Here is a 22,220-nt window from a genome sequence, read left to right on the forward strand (position 1 = left end):
GCACAATACGAAAACCAAGAGACATTTGGGAAAGAGAAGAAAAATCAACAAAAAAACTGAAAGCAAAATAGCACCATAGAGGGCGCAAGGGCCGGAACACCGCGATCCCAGGAAGGAGAAAAAATATGCTCAGGTGAAAAAAATCAGAAAAAACTACAACAAAGCCAAAAAAAAAACAAGGAAGAAAAAACCAGAGAACAACCAGAGGGCCGGAAAGGGGCAAAAGACAAACAAACGCGCAATCGCAATGAAAAAAAACAAACAGAGACCAAAAACATTGAAGAAAACAAAAAAACAAAAAAAAGCCAAACCTGAGCACAAAAATAACCAAAACGTACCAACGCAAATAAAAAAGAAAGAAAAACGATTGCGAAAACAATTGATAGAGCGGACAAGAAATTGCGGAGTGTATAGCTAAATTAAAACCACAAAGAAAAAAGGCGGAGCAAAAGCATAAAACATGAAAGCAAAAGCACCAAGGCCAACAACAGGTTCGCCCTTACTAAGGAAAAAAACTAAACAGACACCGACAATAAAAAACAAAATACGAATAATATACACAACCCGTAATCCCAATACCGGAAAACGGCTTAAAACTTAAAAATCAAAAGGAAGAAAAACAGAAAAAAGAACAGAAGTATAGAATTCAACAACGTCTTACCCAGCGCTCGCAACAATATAAATGAATTAAACGAAAACACGAATTACGCAAATCAAACGCATCCCAAACTTATACAAACAGAGATCGCATACAACAAAATCCAGATAAAAGAAACCAGAGCCAAAAAAAAATCAAGAATGATAATCAAAACCAGAAAGAAAAACAACTACAAAAACAGTAAATGCGGCAAAGGAAGCAAGGATACAAACAATAAGGGCAGGAAGATAACCAAAATAATTAAAAAAAAGCACCCAAGAAAAAATCACAACTACAAAAAGAATAGAAAACAAGGCAGAACCTACAAAATCCACAAACAGAGAGGAATGAATAAAGACATACACAATAGCGAAAAACTAGCGAAAGAAACAGGAAATAACCACACACACAATGAGGAGCACGAAAAAGCCAGTGCCGGCAAGATAAACGAATAAGACAAAGCGGCCACCGGAAAAAAAAAAAACACTGAAATCGACGGGGATATAAGTAAAAATGGAAACACCAACAAATAACAAAAGATAATCAACACACTGCAAAGAAAAGATTGAATCACCAAATCAAGAAAAGACAACGTAAAAAGAATTACCATAAATGAAAAAATTAACCACAGGAAAAAAAGCGACGAGATCATTAACAAACTAAATGAAAACACACACGAGAAAGGTATTAAACAGAAGGACAAAAGCCACACCGAGCTCAACTCCACAAGAGAAGGCCCAAGCACCGTTAAAGCGGCGAAACGAATAGACCTTAGAAAAGAAAAAAAGAACAACCGAGTGTTTCTCAAAGCAGAAAAAACCTCCAGTGCAGCTCAAGAAGGAAAACCAATCAACAACCATAACGCAAACAACGGCGGCAAACCAATCACTAACAAATCAGGAATAAGTGAAACAATGAGGAACAAGGGGAACAAATAAAAAAAAAACAAAAGAGACTATAAAAATCCAACTAACGACACCAATAATACGTTAAGCTATTACGAAGCAAAACACAAATAAGCCGAAGAAACCATCAAAAAAGCGATCAAATCAAAAACAAACCAAAAACATAAAAACCCCAGCAAGAAAAACCATGAAGATAACCGAAAGCACACCGAAAACTACAAGAACCACGCAGCGCAAGCTTACGAAAACAGCCAAATAAAGAACGAAAAAGCAAACAAACCCAAAGGAAACAAAGAAAAGGTATGGAAAAAAATCATAACCAAAAAACACAGGAAAACCATTAAAAAACCCCGAAGGAACCAATATAACAACCACCCAAGAACAAACAACCCCCACAAAAAAAGGAAAAAGACAAGCACACAGACCAACCGAGGGAAAAAACCAAAGAATGAGAACAATAACAAAACCCACAACCTGAAAGAACAAAAAAAGTCTCAGTGTAAAAGCAAAAAGGGAAGGAGAGAAAAAACCAGGAGCTTAAACTAAAAAGCAAGAAAAAAAACCAACAACAACAACGAACGGCAAATAAAGAGACTCCCCAAAAAAAACCCAAACAAAAGAAAAAAGGAAGTACAATAAAACAGCAAAGACAAAGAAAAAAGGAAAGAAAAGACCAAGCCCACGCCTTGCATAAGAAGAAAAAACAGCTCCTTTCTAAAAAAGAACCACAAAACGACGAACTCCGGGAACAAACTAAAGAAAAAACAAAAGAGAAACTAATGCATAGCTTCCCCAACCAAATTGCACAAAACCGTAAATTACTGGGAAATAAAGGGAAAGAGAAGAAGGATAAACATACCAAATCTAAGTGATTACCTCATACCAGATATAACGAAACAAAGAACGAAGAGGAACACGATGAAAAAACGAACCAAAACAGTAAACACAAAAACCCTAATGTAACAATTCCAGAGAAAAATCAAACGGCACAAAACTAGAAAAACAAAGTGCAACCTCCCCAAAGACAGCAAGGATTACCTGACACACCAAACCAAAAACCAACTCCAAGCCCAGTAAAGAAAGAAGATAGACCACCTCATCAGACAAATCCAACACATAACCAAAGGAACCTGCAACAAATACAAAAACAAACACAAAAAAGAGAAGAAAACGTAAGGTCAGAAGTATAAACACAAAATTATGACGGAGAAAGCCGAAAACCCCAAAACCCGGAAGTCATGAACAAAGCTCAACGCAAAAAAGACGACCATGCCCACGATAGGCGCTACGATCAGCACCAGAAATCCGCAAAAAGAACAGAAAAAAACATTCAGGAAGCCTGCAATTTCATTTCAAAAAATCCTTACAAAAAACAGCAAAACAAAATTTGAAGCACGACAAATAATAGAAGAGGCACAGGAGCGAGTAAACAAAACGACAGAAAGAATAACGGCACCCAAACACCGGTCACAGACAAAACCAGCAGAATGCCCTTTCGGAATAAAATCAACCAAAAAGGTCAAGTCAAAAAAAAGGCACAACAAATTACAACCCACTCCAAAAAAAAAATCGCCAAAATGCCAAACCAGGACCTGAAAAAAAACGCCCCGAGCACCAAAACAATCAACAATAAAATAAAAAATAGAAGCGAAAAGAAATTAATACAATACAAACAGAAAAAAAACCCAAACCACAAATAAGTGAAAACCAGAAACGTCTAGATAAGCAGCAGAATCAGAAGCATCGAAAATGAAAATAGCCAAAACAGCCCGAGCCACATGATCAACACAAAAAATAAGAGCACATTGAAAATCAGTTTCGGCAAAAAAAGCACCAAGACGATTCGGCAAGAAGTCTGCCAGAGCTTCCCCAAAAACCAATAGACAAGAAATGTCCAAAGCAGGGAGAGGTTCATTAAGAAGAGCAAAAACATCTAGAAGCATAAAACCTAAGCCCAAAACATCAAAAGAGGTTACAAAATAAATCGCAGAAACCGGGGAATACACTACATTAAGGCTTCCACCTAGGGCATCGCCAATATACATCATCCAGACCCGGGGAGACCAAGAAAAAAAGAAGATATATACTTCAGGGGCTATTGCCAGAAAAAAAATAAAAACCGCAAAGAAGGTAAGACCACCACCGGCCAAACCAAAATAGGACAGAAGCCCAGCGGAACCAAGGCCACGGACGTCAACATAAAAAAAAGGAGCATAATACAAACACCAAGCGCCAACACCCAGTCTTAAAAAGCCGAACACAATCGCGGCAACCACACCCCCAAAAAGAGCCGGGAACAAACCGGCACTAGCAGAACCAAACACGGCAATAAAAGAAAAACAAAAAACACCGAAAAGGGAGTAGCCAAAACCATCTAAAACACCAAAAAGACGAGTCAAATCCAAAGCAAAGGTAAAAACAGCATTATCTACACCGCCAGAAAAGACGATTGCAGCAAAAAAGTATAGCTGAGCAAGACCAGCAAAACAAACAACAACTTTTATCTCAGAAGAATCAGTAGCATCAAAACCCATAAAAATAAAAAACACGAAAGCACAAAAAAAAATTCAATTAACAGAACAAACAAAAATAATATCAGCTACAGAAAAAAAGCCAAAAAAATCCGGAACGACAAGAAAAAACGGCCAAGCACCAACGGATAAAAACATAGGTTCCAGTAGAAAAATAATCAAACAATACAATAAAAACCGAATAAGAACCGGAAATGGTAAAAACAACAAAATTAGAACAAAAACCAATGGACAGAGGGCCAAAAAAAGATTCCAAGACATCGACCACAAAAGCAATAGCCCAGGGAGAATAGAACGAAATATCATAACAAACTACAAAAGCTGAAGACAGAAAAAATTGATACGGGTGTAAATAAGACAATAGGAAGTAATCCCGATCAGCACAAACACCACAGCCTCCGTCCCAAAAAAAAAGATAAAAACAACAACATTTCCAGGAGACACTGCCGCCCACAAAATGCAATGCTAAAAAGCAACCCAGATAACAAGCCAACCAAAACAAGGCACCACCTTATACAAAACCAACGTTACCAAAAGCACAACCACCAACGCAAATCCAAGAAACACCAAAGAAGCCAAAAAAAGAACAAACAAAGCCCGAACCAGCGCAAGAACTATATAACTGAAAAGGAATTCCAGCTTGTAGAGACAGAGAATAGGAAGAAACAAACGAAGCGGAATAAAACTCAAATCAAATGATAAACTCTCCCCAAAAAAGTAAATAAAAGCTTTCAGCAATAAAGGAAAACCCAGAGCGATCAGGCGCGCAACAAACAAGCCGACAAGTGTAACCACCGCCTGACAGGGGTACGGAAACCCCAGAAGATCCAAGTAAAAAAAGACCGAAATCATCAACAAAAAAGAAAGATAACTCACCCCAAAATCCCATAGATAGTTCACCACTAAAGCCCTGGACATATTGAAAAAAAAAACACCAGCCTCCACAAAAACCAAAAAGAAATCCACCCACGGCAGAAAAACAAATATCAAAAAACCATTCGCCATGCCCTAAAGAAACCACAGGGAAACAACCACCACAACCATAAAGGAGAACACCACCTAATACACGTAACTGATCAACACACAGAAGATAAGAGCAGTGAGGAACAAAACCAAAACGGAAACGAAAGCCACCAATTCCACCCACACGAACCCCAGAACAATTCGTCACAAGGCAACCCTCGCTCCCGCAAAAAACACAAGCACCAAAAAGGTTATAACCAAAAAACTCAAAAGCGCCTCAAGCCAACAGGCGTGTACAGGATAAAAAAACATAGGCAAGGTAAACTCCGCTACACCGTAAAGACCAAGCGGAAAAACCTCAGCATAGGCCAGGGCCAACGACACAAACCCAAACACATAAAAAGAAATGCTCTGGGCAATACCCCATGCAAAAACCAAAAAGACATAAATTCTGACAGAACAAAAAACACGAAACGACAACCAAAGAAAAAACTGACACTTAAACCTAGGAATAATCCAACCCATAAAAACCAGAACAAGACAAACAAAAACCGAATTCCCCAGCCACAAAAACTAAACAAATGGATCTACCTCCACACCCAAAGACTCCACGTAAAATCCGCCCGGAATAAACCACACTACCGGATAAGCCGAAGAGAACATAATAAAAGACCTAACAACCCTCGCTACAAACACAAAGTTACCAGGTAAATAAATAAACAACGATACGGGCAGCGTCGGACAGGCCAATGGACCCGAAACATCAGAGAAAAAGACAACAAAAGAACCAACCCCCAAAACAAACAAAGTCAGAAACTTCCGCACAAAAAATCATTAATCCGAATCCCGCAAAAGAAGAAAAAAGCAGGGATAAATGGCCCATAAAAAAAAAACGTGGAGTAAAATACCACGGTAAACTAGTAACAGAAGTTGATCGCATACTAAGCCGAAAGAGCGCCCCCGAAAAATTGACCAACAATGCCAGGCAGCAACCTGAGGCACGTAAAAATACGAATGAAATGCAACCACCCCAAAAAAAAAAAGCAACATCAAACAGTCCTCAAACCCACAGAGAGTCACAAAAAACCATTCTACCACCCCCCGGAAAGACAAATCGGGAAAAACGAGAAAGTCCACAAAACGCAACATACGAAAACACAATAAAGCAAGAAAAAACAGTAACAAAAACTAAGCAACCACAACACCAATGACAAGAACAACAAAAATATTCGTCGAAAGCTAAATACAATAAGAAGCCAGGCGAAGACCAACTCTTTGTAGGGCAAACGAAAAAAATTTATAGATCACACAGCAAACGAGCAGAAAAAAACCATGACCACAGCCAACCTCATAGGTCAAAGAAATAAAAACCAAATACCGAAAAGCCACAACGTAAGGCACTCATAGAAGAAACAACTCCAACAGAAGCGTGAAAGACACTTCCAGATAAATATCGCGAAGCACCAGAATCAACCACGAAACCTCGGCAAAAACAAAGACGGCAAAAAGAAAAATAAAAAACTAGAAGATTCGCTTCAACAGAATTAGATGCAAAAACAAACCAAAAATAAGCGAAAATAAATACAACTGGTGCAAAGGCTTCCAAAAGCAAAGTAGGATAAACGCCCTCGTACAGCGCCCCAAAACGCAGAATTAACGCAGGTATAACAATCAAAAAAGCAACAGAAGCATAAATAAAATCCACAAAAAAACTCACACACGGCACAAACAATACCGTCTTCAAGATAACACCAGACAAAGACGAAGAAAACAGCATCCAAGAGGGCGACCCACACCGACTCCCCATCATAAAAACATCGAGATTAACAGAAAGAATAACCGGAAAAACCGCCAGCACCAGGTACAAAACTTTCCAAAAAAAAAAATAAACCAACTAAAGAACTACTTCACCCGGCTCAACAAAAGCAAACAAAAAATCCCCAAAGGAAAAATCCGACGCCCCAAAAGTAAGCAGCATAAAACGAAGGACAAGACCATCCACCCGAACAAACAAAGAGAAAAGTAAAACAGCTATCGGAGCACCACAAAAACTGTCAAAAAAACACGCCGACAAACCCGTAAGTGCCAAACCAAAACCTACAAACACCAGAAACTCATTAGAGAAGTACAATGAAATGAAATACCCCAATTTCAGCACAATATCATATAGCAAAAGAGCACCAAACAGAAAAAAGAAGACAGAGTGAGCCCCCGGAATTTACCAGAATTCCAAAATAACCACAACAAAACCCACAAGCCAAAGAGGAAGAACCGATCACAAATCCGCCCCACGATAACAACAGCAAACTAAAAAAATAACAAGGACTAGTACGATAATCAGGGATCGCATAGCGCAAAAGAAAGGAACCACCACGACGACCAAAATGGAAATTACCATTAACAAAATTCACGGCCACGGCGAAAAAAGCACCAGCCAAAAAAACATCATAAACTACCAATTGATCATTGCAAACCGCCACAACAACAACAATAGACACAAGCTGAAAAACAAAATCATAAAGCACAAAATCACCCAAACAAACCGCCTCAAAGGCTAGGTCCAGAACCCGAAACTCAAAAATGGCTCCACCTAAGGACACTTCAAGTTGAATATCTCCAGAAGTAAACTCCAGAAGAACAACAAGCTCCATGATGCCAGAAACGTCGGCTCCAAAAGAACCAAGAAGACCCAACTCGCCGAGCCAATCAGCCATCACTAAAATTATAACAACTAATCTAAAGAGGTAATCATTGTCGGAAATCCACCAACCGCCACCAAACCGAAATTGATAAGCAAAGGCAACCTCGCCATTAATTTCAGTACAACAAGATACAAAAAAACAAAGCAAGGCTACAAAGAGAACAACCGCATAAATACGAACTTCAACACCTTATTCATCATAAAATAAAACAACGTCAAGGGAGGAAGTAAAAAACTTACACAAAGTGCCACCACTAAAAGATGAAGGCAAATGCAATTGCGGACCACAGGTCCCAGAATCACTGCAAAAGCACCGAAGTTCTAGGAAACAGCCAGCATTACTGCAGTCGGCAAAGAAAAACAAATACTCAAAAGAACCCAATAGCTAATAGACCGAAGGGATATTAAACAAAGCATAAAAACAACTCAACACAGCATCGAAACCAAGACAACAGTAAGGAGCGGACAAAGTCGAGAATAAACAATAGGCAGAGCCCTATCCTCCGCAAGACTGACGTATACAGAAATAACAAACACAAGAAGCCGGAAACAATAAATAAAAATCACTAAGAACAACCAAAAATTGAGCAGACAAAACGAAAGCACTAACTCTAAGAATCCTAACAACCGAAAACGCGGTAGATACTAAGCCAAAAAAAAACAAAAATAATCTACCCCAATAACACAAAAAATTATAAAAGTAGTAAGCACTAAGGAAAAGAGCCACGCCAACATATAACTCAAGTTAACTGACCGTAAGACACACCCGAAGTTATGGAAAGCGCACAATAACAACATTCACGTTAGAAAAAACATCCCAAATGAAAGACAAAGCAGTAAAAAACCATGAATATGTGGTCCAAACAACAAAGACACAAAAGTAAAATAATTCAGGAATAGCACCAACTGAATAATAAACATAACAACGTACAAACTAGAAAATAATTTTAACCAAAACATAAAAATCAACGCAATAAAAAAAATCAAAAACACCTGTCACGAAACATCCCAATGCCGCGACAGCCAAAAAGGCACTATCAAAAGCCTACTGAGAAATACGTCAAAGAACTAACTAATCAGCACAGCACAAAAACCAAAACACTAACCATAACCCGAAGACAAAACCAATCAAAAGTGGCATTGTCATGATCTACCACAAAAAAAGCAACAGCCAAACCAAAGATAACAAGGCGAGAGCGAGCAAAAGTACCGGAATCTACACCAACAGCCGTGAAACTAGACACAAACACACTAACCTCAGCATCAAAACCAAAATAACCGCGAATCACAAACAAGTCATCCACGCGAACAGACAACTGAACACCAGAAACCGGGAATCCACAAAAAAAAAAATCAGGAAGATTATACCGAAAAGCAAGAGCCAGCAGACGAAGGAAAAAACCAACACCAACAAAACCCGTAGAGAGACGGAAACCAGCGAGATCTCCAAACGCAGCCAGTACAACATAAGGGACAGAAACAGGATCCCTCCAGCGACCCAAAACAACAGCTCAGGGACAGGAAGAAACAATCAGAACGCCAATACCGACACCAGAAACAAAAAAAATACCATACCCATATGAGCCTTGAAAAAAGACGGCAAAACCAAAACAGGGAGAGGAAAAACCACCAGTAAAACCAGAAAAAAAATCAGAAGTAAAAACGACAATTATGCTTCCATAAACACCAGAAGCCTCAAAAGGAGATACAACATTACCAACAATATAAAAAAAAAACCAAACCACAGCAGCAAAACCACCACACACATAACCAAAGAAAAAACATACAGCCTCACCAACACACACTAAGCCAACTCCAAACCGACCAACAAAACAACCGACAAAAACTTCAGGACCCACAAGAGCAACAACGGCAATACGAGTGAACCAAAAAAAAAAAAAAGACTGCCAACTAAATTCGCCTATAAAACTAATAATAGAGACATAAAACAAAACCCCGGTATAACCCAATAGACCGAAGTTCTGAAAACCATCACCAAACACCGGAGAACCCCCAACCGGAACGTTTAAAAAAAAAGCAAGGGTATCATTAATAAAAGCAACACCCGTGAAATGAATGCACAAATGAACCAGGGAAAAGGCAAATCCAACACGCAGATCCTCAGACCCGTACAAAAAAAAAAAGCCAATAGCTATGGAAACAGAATATGTGCCGGGCACAACCAAGCCACAAATTCCGAAAATCCCACCACGACAAACTCCGCCAAAAAATAAATAGGGAAAAAAAACAGCATTACCAACAAGACCACAACCGCCTCCTAAGGTAAAATCATGGATAACACCTGCAGAATCCAACAAATTACCACGAGAAATCCACCAGCCGAAACAAAAAAAAGAAAAACAGCCCCAACGATTTCCTGGAACAAAAATACACCACCCAGCAGCACAAAAGGGAGCACTAAGAAAATACTGGGCAAAAAAAACACAATTCACACCCAAAACAAAAAAAGCGGGAGATTCAACAGCTTCATCTCCAGAAACACCGAATACCCCAGAACCAACATCAGCTGCAAGGATATAAACAATAGCGAAATTGCGGCGTTCAAAAAAGCTATCGCCCCATTTATATTGCTGATAAACCCAGCAAAAAAGACCAACAATTACAAGAAGAACAAAACCAGTTTTACAAAATAACGTCATATCTAAAATATAAGAATTAGAGAGATGACAATGAAAAGAAACTAGAACACAAATAGCAAAAAAATAACTGGTGCTAAATACGTAAACAAAACAATCACAGCTTGAAAAAACATAATAAAGCACGAAGATCGGATGAAACGCAAGCCCGAACAAAAGACGAAACAACAAATAAACAACACCGAACAGCCTAAAACATAAAAAAAGAAATTGTGATACATCGCTTGATGCAACAAGAGGTGCCCAAACCACAAAAGGAATACTAGGAAAACTCCCATCTTCATTATAGAAAACAAAAAGTCGAGCAGCCGAAAATACCCCTAACAAAACACCAAAACAATGCACACTACTCCAATCAACCACATAAACAACAGAAGACCCCGGATAAGTAAAACCTGTACCTACCTCCAACCAAGCGATCAAAAGGGGCAAAAAAAAAACGTAAAAAGTATACCGCACCAGTTACCAACGTCGTAACGCACCCTCCCGTTGGGTCGAACCCACGCAAAAGAAACAGGCAGACACTTCCGGTTTTAAAAAAAGAAACAACGGACAACAGCAAGAAACCCCATCCCCAAAAATCACAATCCACCAATCGGAAAAATAAAGAAACCAACCCCAATCTAAAAGACAACCAACTAAAGACATCAAATCACGATACCCGGCGCGATTTAAAACCGACAACCTGCACCACAACAAGAAAACCACTAGGTAAGTAGAAAAAATCAACAAAAACATCAAGCTCAAAACTTCCGTGGGAATAAGCAACACCAAGAAGGTAACAACCTACGACCCAAACATCCCAGCAGACGAGGCGTCGAGCAATAAAATTACAAACGAAAAAAAACCAGAAAGCAAGGAACAAAAATAAAAGGTTAATACACAAGAAACAACATATAATAGAGAACTAAGTGCATTAAGAGAATGTGTCACAATAACACAAACACAAAACCCAGAAAAAGGCTCTAAAGAAAATGAAAAAACCAGCACTCCAACAGCTTTCAAGGCAAATAGAGCCCCCACCTGAGTAAACGCACCGCCAACAAGCGCTACTTCGTCAAAAGAAGAAATTCAACCAAGAAGATCACCAAACCGCAAACAACCACATCCTACAACAAAAACAAAATACAGAGATCCGGCAGCCCAAGTAAAAAACATGCCCAAAACCAATGGTCCAAATAACCAGACGTCATAAGCCAAAAAGAAAAAAAAAGAAAAAACAAAGGCAGAGGCAGAACACGCCTACAAAGAAAAATCACCAGGCAAACCAAAGGGGAAACCATTAGGAGCACCATGAACGAAAACAGTAGAAAAGGGGAAAAGTAGACCCGAACCACCACCGAGTACCAAAACAGCAAGAGCAAAACTGCGCGCCAGAATAAAACAAGAACAAAACACACAAAAACACAAAAAAAGAAGATTAACACCCACAAAAGAAATTAAGAAAGTTCAACCGAAATTATGAAGTACCGAAATCGTTCCATCAAAGGCATACAACGGAAGAGCGCCCAAAACGATATAGAGTTAATCAAACCACCCACTAAATTAGAAATGCATAAAGAAAGAAGAAAAAAAAACAACACAAACGAATTAAAACAATTCCTCAAAGACTCGACGCCAGAACTACTGCATTTTAAAGGAACCACCATAAAAAAAGGCAAAGAAGAGATAACAAAGAATCAACAAAAACGCAAAAATGTGTACAGTTACCACAACACACATCATAAAAACTACCCAGTCATCAAAAACACCAAAATGAAAAGCCCAATACACATACAGATTTTTTGACCAACGAACCATACAAATAAAAAGAACAGGGGGAGGACCATCAAAAAAACGAAAAACAATAATGGCGCTAAAAGAGATTCCAAAGCCAATACCAAAAGCAGGAACATCACAGAGAAGAACAACAAAATGAAACATGCTCCAAAAAACGATGGGACCATAACGCGCGACGGCAAAAAAGGGAAGACAAAAATCAACCCCAAAAATCCAGCAGTAAGAAGCGGAAAAAACACGTCCAATGAAAAAGATTGAAAAAGAAAGTATAACAAATGGGGTCGAATTGAAAACGATAGTAATACTAACTATAAACAACCAGCGACGGATAAGGAACGAAAACTGGATAAAAAGAAAACCGAAAATCGCAGGAAGGTTCACGAAGATAAAAATAGAATTAAAAACAGCTACCACAACGAACAAAAAGGAAGAGCAAAAAAAACCACGACTAAGATACCCACAAACAACTCTTCTACACATACCAAGGTCATCCAAAAAAACATAACAGAAAAAGACGCCGGCCAGGGGATTTTTAAAAATAAGCCGGAAAGTAGACAGATGTTAAAAATCTGAAACGACGAAGAAAAAAACCAAAAAGAGATTGCCAGCAGAAAAAAACAAGAGCAAAGAAACCAAATCGCACCTCCAGCCAAACACCGAAATATTTTTAAAAAGAATATTAAAAAAAACAAACTCGAAATTTGGAGAAAGGCAATCAAAAACACAACACACAACCAGAGTATTGCTACAATTTATCAACACCGAAAGTAGAGAAGAGGTACGCTTGCTTAAAAAGGAATAAGACCAAACAAAAAAGGCGAGATAGAAAATAATACGAACCGAGAGAGCAAAACCTCAGAGAACCCGAGAAAACAAGCGTACCAAAACGAAAAAAAAGCTCAGGAAAAACACAAGAATGAATGAGATCATAATGAATGTTCATAAACAGGGTAAAAAACAGACTAACAGAAAACTGGTAAGGATATACTGATACAAAACGAGAAAAAAACACCGGACACAAAAAAAGGAGAAAACCAAAGCAATATAACGCAAACGAAAAAAAACAAGTTCAAAAAAAAAAGCCCTCTGGAAAAAAAGGCGGGCCAAAAACAGGAAGTACAGAATAGAATGGAAGAGAGCAATGAACGGAGCATAAAAGAGCGAAGGCAAAAAGGACCAAAAAAAATAAGAAACCGAAAAAGAGTAGGGAAAGAAACAGCTATAACGGCAGAACCAAACAAAAATCCAGCTGCAAATAAGAAGGCATTATATCAACCAAAAGACAAAAATGGAAACGAAACATAAAAACATAAAGTCCCCAAAACCAAGCAATCATAAAAGGATCTGACCCATGCAAGCCAAAACAAAACAGACTCGCTTAATCACGGCTATAAGGCAAAGGAAAAAATAAAAAACAACCAAGATGATACAAAGGAAGATGAACAAAAGAAGCAAAACAAGCAAAACGGGCTGATCAAAACAATCAATAAAAATATAAAAAAATGCAAAGAAAAGGGTGAGAAAAACACAAATAAAAAGAATTAGGAAAGCAACAAGGAGCAAAACAAACATATGCCCAACAAGCCAAAAAACAACACACTGGAAAACACCAGTAAAACAACAACCATAAAAAAACCAGAAAAGAACGCGGATACAGTGAACAATAAGAAAATCGGATATTATAAGAAGGAAAAAGACGAGACTCAAATAAAAGACAAAAAAACTAAAAAACAAAAAGGCAAGTTAAACCCAAAAACGGAAACCAATGATCCGCTTACAAACACTACACCGGCAGAAGCTACCACCACGAGACTAGAAAAAGAAAAGTTAACCAAAAGTACACATAAAAAAACAGAACAGACCAAAATCAAAAAAACACCCGAAACCAAAAAAAACCAAGCAAAAAAAAAAGGAACAAAACAAAAACATAATATACCACCAGTAAAAAAAGAACTATTAACACAAAAAGTAAAAAAAACGAACAAGCCTACCGCCAATAAAAGAGAATAGAAAGATCACATGAAAAGGATTCAACAACAAAAATCCCCCTGGATAACACAATACAAGAAAGAAGACAATCACCGTCCCCCACAAGCCTACAAGGTTAAGACCAAAACCAATAAACTACGAGAAAACAAAAAAGATCGAAAAAATATTTAGCCGCAAATGCCCCCAGGCGGCCATCCAACAAGGATTGCGCAGCCGTAAGATAAAATTCAATTCGTTTGTCTAACCAAACCCCCATAACCGAAAAATAAACGAAAAAAAGAAGAAGAACGTTAAAAGACAAAAAAGACCCCAGAAAAAAACCAAAGACAACTAAAACTTGAAAAAAAACAATCAAAAACAAAACAAGATAAGGAACAAATTAGGAAAAAAAAAACAACACTCCAAGAGCAAAATCTCCAGAAAAGAAAACAGCAAGACAATAATACAAAAAGGCAAGTAAAAAACAAAGAGGCATTTACAGATACCTAAGAAAAACAACAAGAATCTAAAAAAGGGAGGAAAACACAAACGGCCAGAAAAACGCAACAAAAACAACTGAAAAACCCCAACCAGCACCAAATCGAACAAGAATAGATGAAAGTACAAAAAATAAAGAAAGAAAAAGTACATCAGAACTTTTGTAAAAAAAGCAAAAAAATTCACCCACACAAAACACAAAGCCACTTACAACTATATGCACGTGCAAAAAGGAAACTCACCAAAAAAAAAATACCACCATGACTGAATACACCCGTAAAAGCAGCAGAAAAAGACCCACATAGAAATAGAAAAAAAGAAAAAGTGGAGGATCATAATTCAACTAGGATAATAGATAACGCAAACCCCCGAACATAAACACCAGACCTCTCGAAACACAAAACCGAGAATCAAGACCATGACGCTTGCCAAAAAACAAAACTATAATTACAAATAAGAAAGCCAAGGGAGCCGAAACCGAACAAGTCAAATAAAAAGATAATAATAACAGCACACTCAAAATAAAAACAATGAAAAAAAAGGATAAGAGGAATTCGATCAGAAACGGTACAACTTCTGAAAAATCATATAGTTTCGTAAAATTAAACACGAAAATCAAATACACCAAAAAACAAAAAAAAGACAAACAAAAAGGCCACAAACGATAACCTAGCTCCAAAACACCACCGCAAACATTCGGTTAAAAACAGAAACAAAGGAAACAGGACGCAAAAAAAAACCAAAAATCGCCCAAAAAGAGTTTACCAGGGTAAAACGTGCCATAAACCTGACCTTGAAGTTATCAGCCAAAGAAGTCCATTAAAAACAAAAAAACCTAAAATACTATCAATTAACAGAAAAAAACAAATTACTACAACAAACACAAGACGATGAGGCGTAGCAGAGAAATACAAAAACAATGCCATGACCTTCTAAATCAGCATAAACACCCCACAACTCTTTTAGACCTCAAACACAGGAGGCACAACAGCACACCCAAAAAGCCAGAAACACAACGCCACCCAAACATGAAAAAAAGAACCCATAAAAAAAACAAAAAGCGGAGCGGGTGCGAACTTACAAGGAAACAAAACCGATAGAAAATGAAAGGGACTGAATCTTAGCTGTAAGCATATCACTCTCAATACTGATCACCAGAAAAATAAACGAAGAAACCAACAAATAATGGCACCCCGAAAGGCTGGAATAGCTTAATAGAAAAAAAAAACGACCCAAAAGGAAAAAAAAACACTCCAACAGAATAAAATCCGCACTAAAGCAAAACACTAAATGATACAAAACCCGATCTGTGTATTACAAGAGAAACACACGTTGCACAAAAGCAATTATAACATCTTTATGGTTTTTGGTAAATTCTTGATTTTTAGCACTGTAGTCATTGGAGTAGTATGCTGTGATACGGTCTTGTTCTTCTTCTGTCAATAGGTTTTTTTGTGCTTTTTGAACGGCAATTTCTTCTGAAGTAAAGGCTATTTCCAGATCTTTATTATCCATGATTTCTTGCAGCAGGTCTAGGTTTACACCATCTACGCCAAAGACCTCAGCTCTCTCTGCATCGGTGAGCTTTTGAAACACTTCGCCTAATTTTAAGCTATAGCTTCTTAAAACCTCCTGGTTCTCTTTCCCAAACTGTTCTTGTTTTTCTAAGGAAGCAGCGTTCTCTTTTCGGAAATTTTTATGCTCAAATACAAATTCCTTCTCTTCTTTTGTGAGCGCTATGTTTTTGGATTCAAGAATCTTGGCTAATTCCAGTACATTGGGATGAACTACGCTTATTTCGCCCAGCATTGGAGGCACAAATCTCAGGCGGTTGATAAAACTTTTATAAGCGCTGGAAACCACCGCCAATTTATTATCATATATTTTTGGCGTCAGGAAACTCATGTACGCGCTATTAATTTTTGAAGAATTCCTGTCTTTTGAATAGATGTCGTAACTGAGGAGATACTCGTAAAGGCCATAATCCAGGTCTAAATTAAACACCTGCAGGGCTTTGTCACTGATAAACCTGGTTTTTAAAACACTATCACGTTTTTTTACCTGACGATCATATTGAGAAATACATTCTTTTTTATACGCTGCTAATGAAAACTGATCTACCCGGCTTAACACTTTGTTATAAAAAGAGAAATCCCTTTTTATAAACACCAAACTCATTAAATCGGTATTTAGCTGTGCAAAATCTCCTGTAAAATATATGCCCTCGGGTTTATGGGCGTTTATCAACTGCCAGGTTTCTTTTCCCGGTTCCACCATTACCGATATATTATAACTGGGGAACCGCACATAAACCTGCTGCGGATGGTATGATGGAAATTTTACCGAAAAACTGCCATCATCCTGAATTTTAATTAAATAAGAATCCTGGTTTCCGGTAAAAACATTGTTCACATACACCATACCCGTTTTTTCTTTGCCTTGCGGGTTAAAGCCCCTAATAATCCCCGAATAAGTGGCGGAGTCTATTTTAAACAGCTCATCTTCTTTGTAGACAACATCATTGGTCAATGTAAACCCCGGTTTATTTAGCGTATTGAGGGTATAGGTTTTTAGGGTTTGTGGACTGTCCCCAAATTTTGCAGTTTTGTTTTTTCCTTGTTTTGCATAAACCGTTGTTTTCCCTGTTTCGTTTTCCAAAATGATTTTATAGGCACCATTACTCTTATCTACAGTTTTATAGCCCCAAATCTCTTTATCCAAAACGGCATAGTCGTAATAAAAACTAAAGGCCCATGCATTGCTTCCGTCGCCCTTTAACCAATCCCCCCTTAGTTCTTGCGGAAATTTTGAGGCTAAATATTCTTCAATATCATTTATTCTATAGTCCGGATAATCTTTATTGGCTTTGTACAATTCCCCAAAACCACCATTAAAACCAACCTGCAAATAATGCTCGTCCCAATTTTTAAAATAGAACATCCGGTAATCTTTCCCGTTTTTTACGATAAAACGGTATTCCCCGGTTTCATTAGGTCTAAAATGAACCACTTCTTCAATAGTATAAGCTTTGTCCCTGAATACAATTTGTTCCGGTTCCAACTTAAATTCCGTATTATTTTCCCCATCGGTAGTAAACCAGGTTTTTTTGATTTCATCGGGTACTTCTGCCATCGTTACACGTTTGGCTTGCAAGGGATTTTCGTGTTTTACAAATAGCTGGAAATTGCCATCGCCCCTTTTTAGTTTAATGGAATCTTTTGCCAAAATTTCCAATTCATAACGCTGAACGTTTTCTTGTCTATCCATCGCTTCAAAAGCAAAAATGCCATTAGGTTCCTTACGAATGTTCCGGTACATAAAAGGTCGATATCCAAATTCTATAAAATCGTGATGGATTAGGAGTCCATTGTATTCGCCATTTCCTGTATTCCCCTGCCATTCGCCAAAAACGGTTTCCGGGAGTTCTGTTTTGCTGCTATTGGTGTCCTGGGCTATGCCCAGGCTTACAAAAAGTATAAAAAAACATGTTGCTGCTTTTCTTAAAAGAGGGGTAGTTTTGTTCATATTAGGTTGGGTTTTTGTTTGGAGTGGGTTTTTCTTTAAAGGAGATGTGAAAATCTTTATTTCAATCGCGCTGCCAATACTTCTCGTACTTCACCTGCCGTTGGGTTTTTGGCCAGGATCTCCCCGTTTTTGTCAATTAGAAACATGGCACCGCCTGAATTGTCAATACCATATTTTTTCCAAATGTTATGCTGTCTATCCAGGTCCACTAAATTTAACCAGGGATATTTTTCTTTTTCAAGGAAGCTTTCCAACCTATTCGTACCGCGAAATTCCCCGGCAACTCCCACTATGGTAAATCCTTTCTCCTTGAACTCGCTGTACACAGGAACCATTGTTCGGCTTTTGGCAATACAGGGGCCACACCAGGTTGCCCATAAATCCAGTAGCGCAACTTTTCCTTCTATTTTGTCGGAAAGTTTTACCAGCTTGCCCTCTAAATTGGGAGCTGAAAAATCCACATATTGTTTTCCTACTTTTATGTTATCAATAGCTTCAATCAACCCTAAAGCCAAGTCATTATAAGGATGATTTGGATTGGCCTGAGAGAGCTTTTTGTAATTGTGCCGAGCCAAATTTACATCGGGTGTTTCTATGGGATTAATAAGACTTTTTAAGAATAAATAGTAAGACACTATCGTGGGGTTTTCGTCTATATAATCCTGTTGGTATTTTTTTGTTTTTTTTCGAAGCTTATATGCATTATCATCCAATGCTTTTGCCTTCGGCGTTTTATCCAAGCCTTTTTCTTCCAGGCGTTCCTTTTTTTTATAAATTACAATTTTCTCTTCTTGTGATTCGGCTTCGTTCAGTTCAGTTAAAATTGCTTTCATCTGCTCACTGTGATATTCGTCGCTTTTATAAAGCGCCCTCCTCTTATTTGTAAATTCAGCTATTTGACTTCCAAATTTTGATTCACGTTCGTCCCTATACGCTTTATATTCGGCATTAAGCTTCCCGCCTTCTATCTTGTTTTTATCAAAATCCTCTTCTGGGTAAATGGTCAATTCAATTTTTTCATTTTCTAGAAACAAGGGCGTATAACGTCCGCCGCCATTTTCTTTCATTTCTCCAAGAAAGAGGTTTACGGCTTCTGGATGTTGTAGTTCGGTTTTATAGGTGAATTTTCCACCTTTTACCGGTATTTCTATCACGGGATCAAACCTCCAATCCTGGTTTAACTTGATTAACAGGATTGATTTTGTAGCCGTATCAAGCACTTTTCCGTTGATTTCCAAAGATTGGGCTTTTGTAGCTGAAGCATTAAGAAAGCACACCGTGAATAGCAGGAACGTTGTTTTTGTAATGAATCTCATATAGTTGGATTAAGCTTATTTATAAAGGAAATAAGGTTATGGATGGGGAAAATTTTTATATTGAAACCTAATTTAACAATTTATTTACATATTTAACCAGTTTTGGATGTTTTTCTTATAATTTCTTCCCGAAATTATTTTCGTTTTATTTCTATTGCTTAAGGTGATTACATATCTACTTTTAAAATATTTTTGAACGTTTTCAGCATAATTCGTATTAATGATAAAGCTTCTGTGTACCCTTAAAAAGTAAGGGGGCAGTTTCATCTGCAATTGCGATAATGAAAGTTCGGTGAGATGGGTTTCGGTTTCGGTATGAACACTACAGTATTTAGCATCTGCTTCAAAATAATGGACGTCTTCCAATTTTACGAAAAATAATTTTTCTCCTTTCCTAACGGTAATGGATGTCATCATTTTAGTATCCTTTTCGGTAGCCATTTCTTTAATGGCTTCCAATAATTTCCTGGAGCTATGGTTTCCTTGAAACATGTCCAGTTTTTCAATGGTTTTTTCCAGGCGCTCCAGGCGCACGGGTTTTACCAAATAATCGATGCTATGGGTTTCAAAAGCCTGTAACGCATATTCATCAAAAGCGGTGCAAAAAATCACCAGGGGGATGTGGTCTAATTCTTCCAACAACTCAAAACCCGTAAGTCCCGGCATTTCAATATCCAAAAAAATAATATCAGGGTTTAACCGGTTTATTTGCTCTTTGGCTTCCGTCCCGTTTTTTGCAGTATCAATAACTTCAAAGTACTGCGGAAAGTGTGCCACTTGTTCCAACAAGCGTTCCCGGGCCAAAAGTTCATCGTCTATAATAATTGTCCTATAAGGTGGGTTCATGGCTTATGCTAGTTTTCTATGGTGATTTTAATGTGTTTGGTGGGTGTGTTTTTCCAGCTTATGGAGGCTTTATCGCCATAGGTTAAGCGCAATAAATCGAAGACCGTTTGCAGTCCATGACCACTAACCAAACCTTCAGGGAAATCGGGGCCATTATCCTCTGCAATAATGGTAAATCCAATCTCGTTTTTCTGGATGCTTAGCCTTATTTGTCCATTGTTTTCGACTTTAGAAATCCCATGCTTTACCGAATTTTCTATTAAAGGCTGAATAAGGAACATTGGGATTTTGGTGTTCTCTAAGGTTTTATCTACGTCGATCGTGAAATTTAAACGGTCGTCAAAACGAATTTGCTCGACTTCCAAATAGTTTTGGACCATTTCTACCTCATCGCCAATAGTGCTGTCTTTCCTGCCTTTACGGTTGATGGTATATTTAAACAGATCAGACAAGGACAAGGCCATTTTCTCTGTTTTATCGGCATTTTTATGGGCCAGACTGGCAATGGAATTGAGAGCGTTATAAAGAAAGTGTGGGTTTATACGTGAATGCAGCGAGTTGAGTTCAGCTTTTGTTTTTAACTCCCTTAATTCAGATAGCTGCATTTCATTTTGCACGATTAAACTACGCTCTTTAAAAATAAAATAGCTTATAAAGGCGCGTATTGAGGCAAATGCTATGATAAATAAAAAGGCTTTAGAGAGATTATAATAATCTCGATTTGCGTCAATTCCACTTGTAAAATATAGAATTATTAAAAGGATAAGAAAGGGTAAAAAAGCTGTTGACAGAAAAATCAAACTGGTCTTTATTAAATTTTGCTGCGAACTCTTACTGATCTTTATTTCAAGATACCGGAGCAAGAACAAAAACGGATATACAAGAAGATATAGCAAAAGGGTAGTGCTTATTATTGTATTTTTTCGAATTAAAGGTTCTGATCTATAAATATTTGGGATAGTCATAAAGTCATAAAAAGACACGAAAAGTATTATTAAAACATTGGTAAATATCAATGCCACAAAAACGATAACCCCAAAATGAAGCCAGTCATTTTCAATTTTAGAAGATATTGTCTGATTAATTTTTTTTATCAGAAAGGCAAATACCAACAATAAAATAATGCCCGGTAGGATAAGGACTGAGATCGGGTTTCTTACCCACCATATCGATCTATTTCGCTGATCAATTTTCTCATTTTCAATGTTTTTCACTACCGATTCAAATTGCTTTTCAGCAATATTTAATCGTTCTTCATAATACTTTCCATAGACCGCTTCAATAATTGCCATATCCTTTTTGTTTAACGGAACTGAGCTATTACTTTGCCCTATTATGGGGTTGAAAATACTGTTTCTTTTTCTTTGACTTATGTGGTAATAAAACGAGCCGGAAACAAGTGTTTTTGCTAATCTTGATTCTATGGTATTTTGAACTTCAGCATCTGATTTATCAATTCTGTAGATATAAACATCCGCACCTGCATAACCAGCGCCAGAATTTCGGTCATAATGCATATTTACAATGAGGGAATTGCCCTCTTCCTTAACGATCGTGTCTAAAAAGTGGATTCTTAGATTTGCATCTATATTATTGGTAAATTTAATAGATATGGTTTGGGTAATACTATCCAACTTTTTTACAGCTTTGGCCACATTTAAAGAGTCGGCTTTAGTATAATTACCCTCCATACCTACTTTGATGTCTTTCACCCATTTTGAAATTGGAGTATCCGTGCTATTTATTTCAAGAATATCTTTCCAGGGTTGTAGCGGTAATTTTTCCTTTTCTTGGGAAAAACCAATGGAAACCAGCGATAAGAGTATAAGGGATAGTAATATTTTCTTCATAACGATAATTCTAATGATTCCTTTATTCCAAAGAAACCGGAAAA

General features: G+C 37.6%; 17 protein-coding genes. 6 read left to right on the forward strand and 11 right to left on the reverse strand.

All coding sequences use genetic code 11. The features are described from left to right. Nucleotides 1-133 precede the first annotated feature (133 nt). The 4 genes from B5X51_RS11960 (at nt 134) to B5X51_RS15950 (ending at nt 2,933) form a co-directional block, all read left to right on the forward strand. Entirely contained in the window at nt 134-418 is a 285-nt protein-coding gene (locus tag B5X51_RS11960; protein WP_079721423.1) for a hypothetical protein, read from the forward strand. Between the two features lie 380 nt (nt 419-798). Next, nucleotides 799-1,092, forward strand: a complete 294-nt coding sequence (locus B5X51_RS15945; protein WP_079721424.1) for a hypothetical protein — start codon at nt 799-801, stop codon at nt 1,090-1,092. A 1,136-nt stretch (nt 1,093-2,228) separates the two neighbouring features. After that, nucleotides 2,229-2,414 carry a hypothetical protein gene (locus tag B5X51_RS11975; protein WP_079721426.1) on the forward strand — a complete coding sequence of 62 codons (186 nt, stop codon included), beginning with the start codon at nt 2,229-2,231 and terminating at the stop codon, nt 2,412-2,414. A gap of 366 nt (nt 2,415-2,780) precedes the next feature. Next, nucleotides 2,781-2,933, forward strand: a complete 153-nt coding sequence (locus B5X51_RS15950) for a hypothetical protein (RefSeq protein ID WP_176132757.1) — start codon at nt 2,781-2,783, stop codon at nt 2,931-2,933. A 267-nt stretch (nt 2,934-3,200) separates the two neighbouring features. On the opposite strand, the gene B5X51_RS11990 is transcribed toward B5X51_RS15950, so the two are convergent. From B5X51_RS11990 to B5X51_RS15845, 7 genes are all read right to left on the reverse strand, one after another. Beyond that, nucleotides 3,201-4,076 carry a Rossmann-fold NAD(P)-binding domain-containing protein gene (locus B5X51_RS11990; protein ID WP_079721429.1) on the reverse strand — a complete coding sequence of 292 codons (876 nt, stop codon included), beginning with the start codon at nt 4,074-4,076 and terminating at the stop codon, nt 3,201-3,203. Between the two features lie 688 nt (nt 4,077-4,764). Next, nucleotides 4,765-5,220 (reverse strand): hypothetical protein, encoded by a 456-nt coding sequence (locus B5X51_RS15955; protein ID WP_176132758.1) that lies wholly within the window; start codon nt 5,218-5,220, stop codon nt 4,765-4,767. Between the two features lie 1,164 nt (nt 5,221-6,384). After that, entirely contained in the window at nt 6,385-6,894 is a 510-nt protein-coding gene (locus tag B5X51_RS12010) for a hypothetical protein (protein ID WP_176132759.1), read from the reverse strand. A gap of 304 nt (nt 6,895-7,198) precedes the next feature. Continuing rightward, nucleotides 7,199-7,750 carry a DUF3472 domain-containing protein gene (locus B5X51_RS12020; RefSeq protein ID WP_139374886.1) on the reverse strand — a complete coding sequence of 184 codons (552 nt, stop codon included), beginning with the start codon at nt 7,748-7,750 and terminating at the stop codon, nt 7,199-7,201. A gap of 1,063 nt (nt 7,751-8,813) precedes the next feature. Then, entirely contained in the window at nt 8,814-9,239 is a 426-nt protein-coding gene (locus tag B5X51_RS12025) for a hypothetical protein (protein ID WP_079721436.1), read from the reverse strand. A gap of 9 nt (nt 9,240-9,248) precedes the next feature. Beyond that, on the reverse strand, nt 9,249-10,826 hold the full coding sequence (locus B5X51_RS12030) for a hypothetical protein (protein WP_139374887.1): 1,578 nt from the start codon (nt 10,824-10,826) through the stop codon (nt 9,249-9,251). 1,191 nt (nt 10,827-12,017) lie between these two features. Continuing rightward, nucleotides 12,018-12,554 carry a hypothetical protein gene (locus B5X51_RS15845; protein WP_139374888.1) on the reverse strand — a complete coding sequence of 179 codons (537 nt, stop codon included), beginning with the start codon at nt 12,552-12,554 and terminating at the stop codon, nt 12,018-12,020. A 747-nt stretch (nt 12,555-13,301) separates the two neighbouring features. Between B5X51_RS15845 and B5X51_RS15960 the strand changes: the two genes are divergently transcribed. Both B5X51_RS15960 and B5X51_RS12050 read left to right on the forward strand, forming a co-directional pair. After that, nucleotides 13,302-13,478, forward strand: coding sequence for a hypothetical protein (locus tag B5X51_RS15960; RefSeq protein WP_176132760.1), 177 nt, complete (start codon nt 13,302-13,304; stop codon nt 13,476-13,478). A 351-nt stretch (nt 13,479-13,829) separates the two neighbouring features. Next, entirely contained in the window at nt 13,830-14,183 is a 354-nt protein-coding gene (locus B5X51_RS12050) for a hypothetical protein (protein ID WP_139374889.1), read from the forward strand. Nucleotides 14,184-15,953: 1,770 nt separating this feature from the next. Here the strand turns inward: B5X51_RS12050 and B5X51_RS12055 are convergent. The 4 genes from B5X51_RS12055 to B5X51_RS12070 all read right to left on the reverse strand — a co-directional run bounded on the left by B5X51_RS12055 (nt 15,954) and on the right by B5X51_RS12070 (nt 22,176). Next, nucleotides 15,954-18,164 carry a hypothetical protein gene (locus tag B5X51_RS12055; protein WP_079721442.1) on the reverse strand — a complete coding sequence of 737 codons (2,211 nt, stop codon included), beginning with the start codon at nt 18,162-18,164 and terminating at the stop codon, nt 15,954-15,956. A gap of 56 nt (nt 18,165-18,220) precedes the next feature. Next, a complete protein-coding gene (locus tag B5X51_RS12060) occupies nt 18,221-19,480 on the reverse strand; it encodes a TlpA disulfide reductase family protein (RefSeq protein ID WP_079721443.1) in 1,260 nt (419 codons plus the stop codon). Between the two features lie 84 nt (nt 19,481-19,564). Next, entirely contained in the window at nt 19,565-20,326 is a 762-nt protein-coding gene (locus B5X51_RS12065; protein WP_079721444.1) for a LytR/AlgR family response regulator transcription factor, read from the reverse strand. An 8-nt stretch (nt 20,327-20,334) separates the two neighbouring features. After that, nucleotides 20,335-22,176 (reverse strand): sensor histidine kinase, encoded by a 1,842-nt coding sequence (locus B5X51_RS12070; protein WP_079721445.1) that lies wholly within the window; start codon nt 22,174-22,176, stop codon nt 20,335-20,337. Between the last annotated feature and the right edge of the window lie 44 nt (nt 22,177-22,220).

Origin of the sequence: Salegentibacter holothuriorum, assembly GCF_900168045.1 — a bacterium.
Lineage (GTDB): Bacteria > Bacteroidota > Bacteroidia > Flavobacteriales > Flavobacteriaceae > Salegentibacter > Salegentibacter holothuriorum.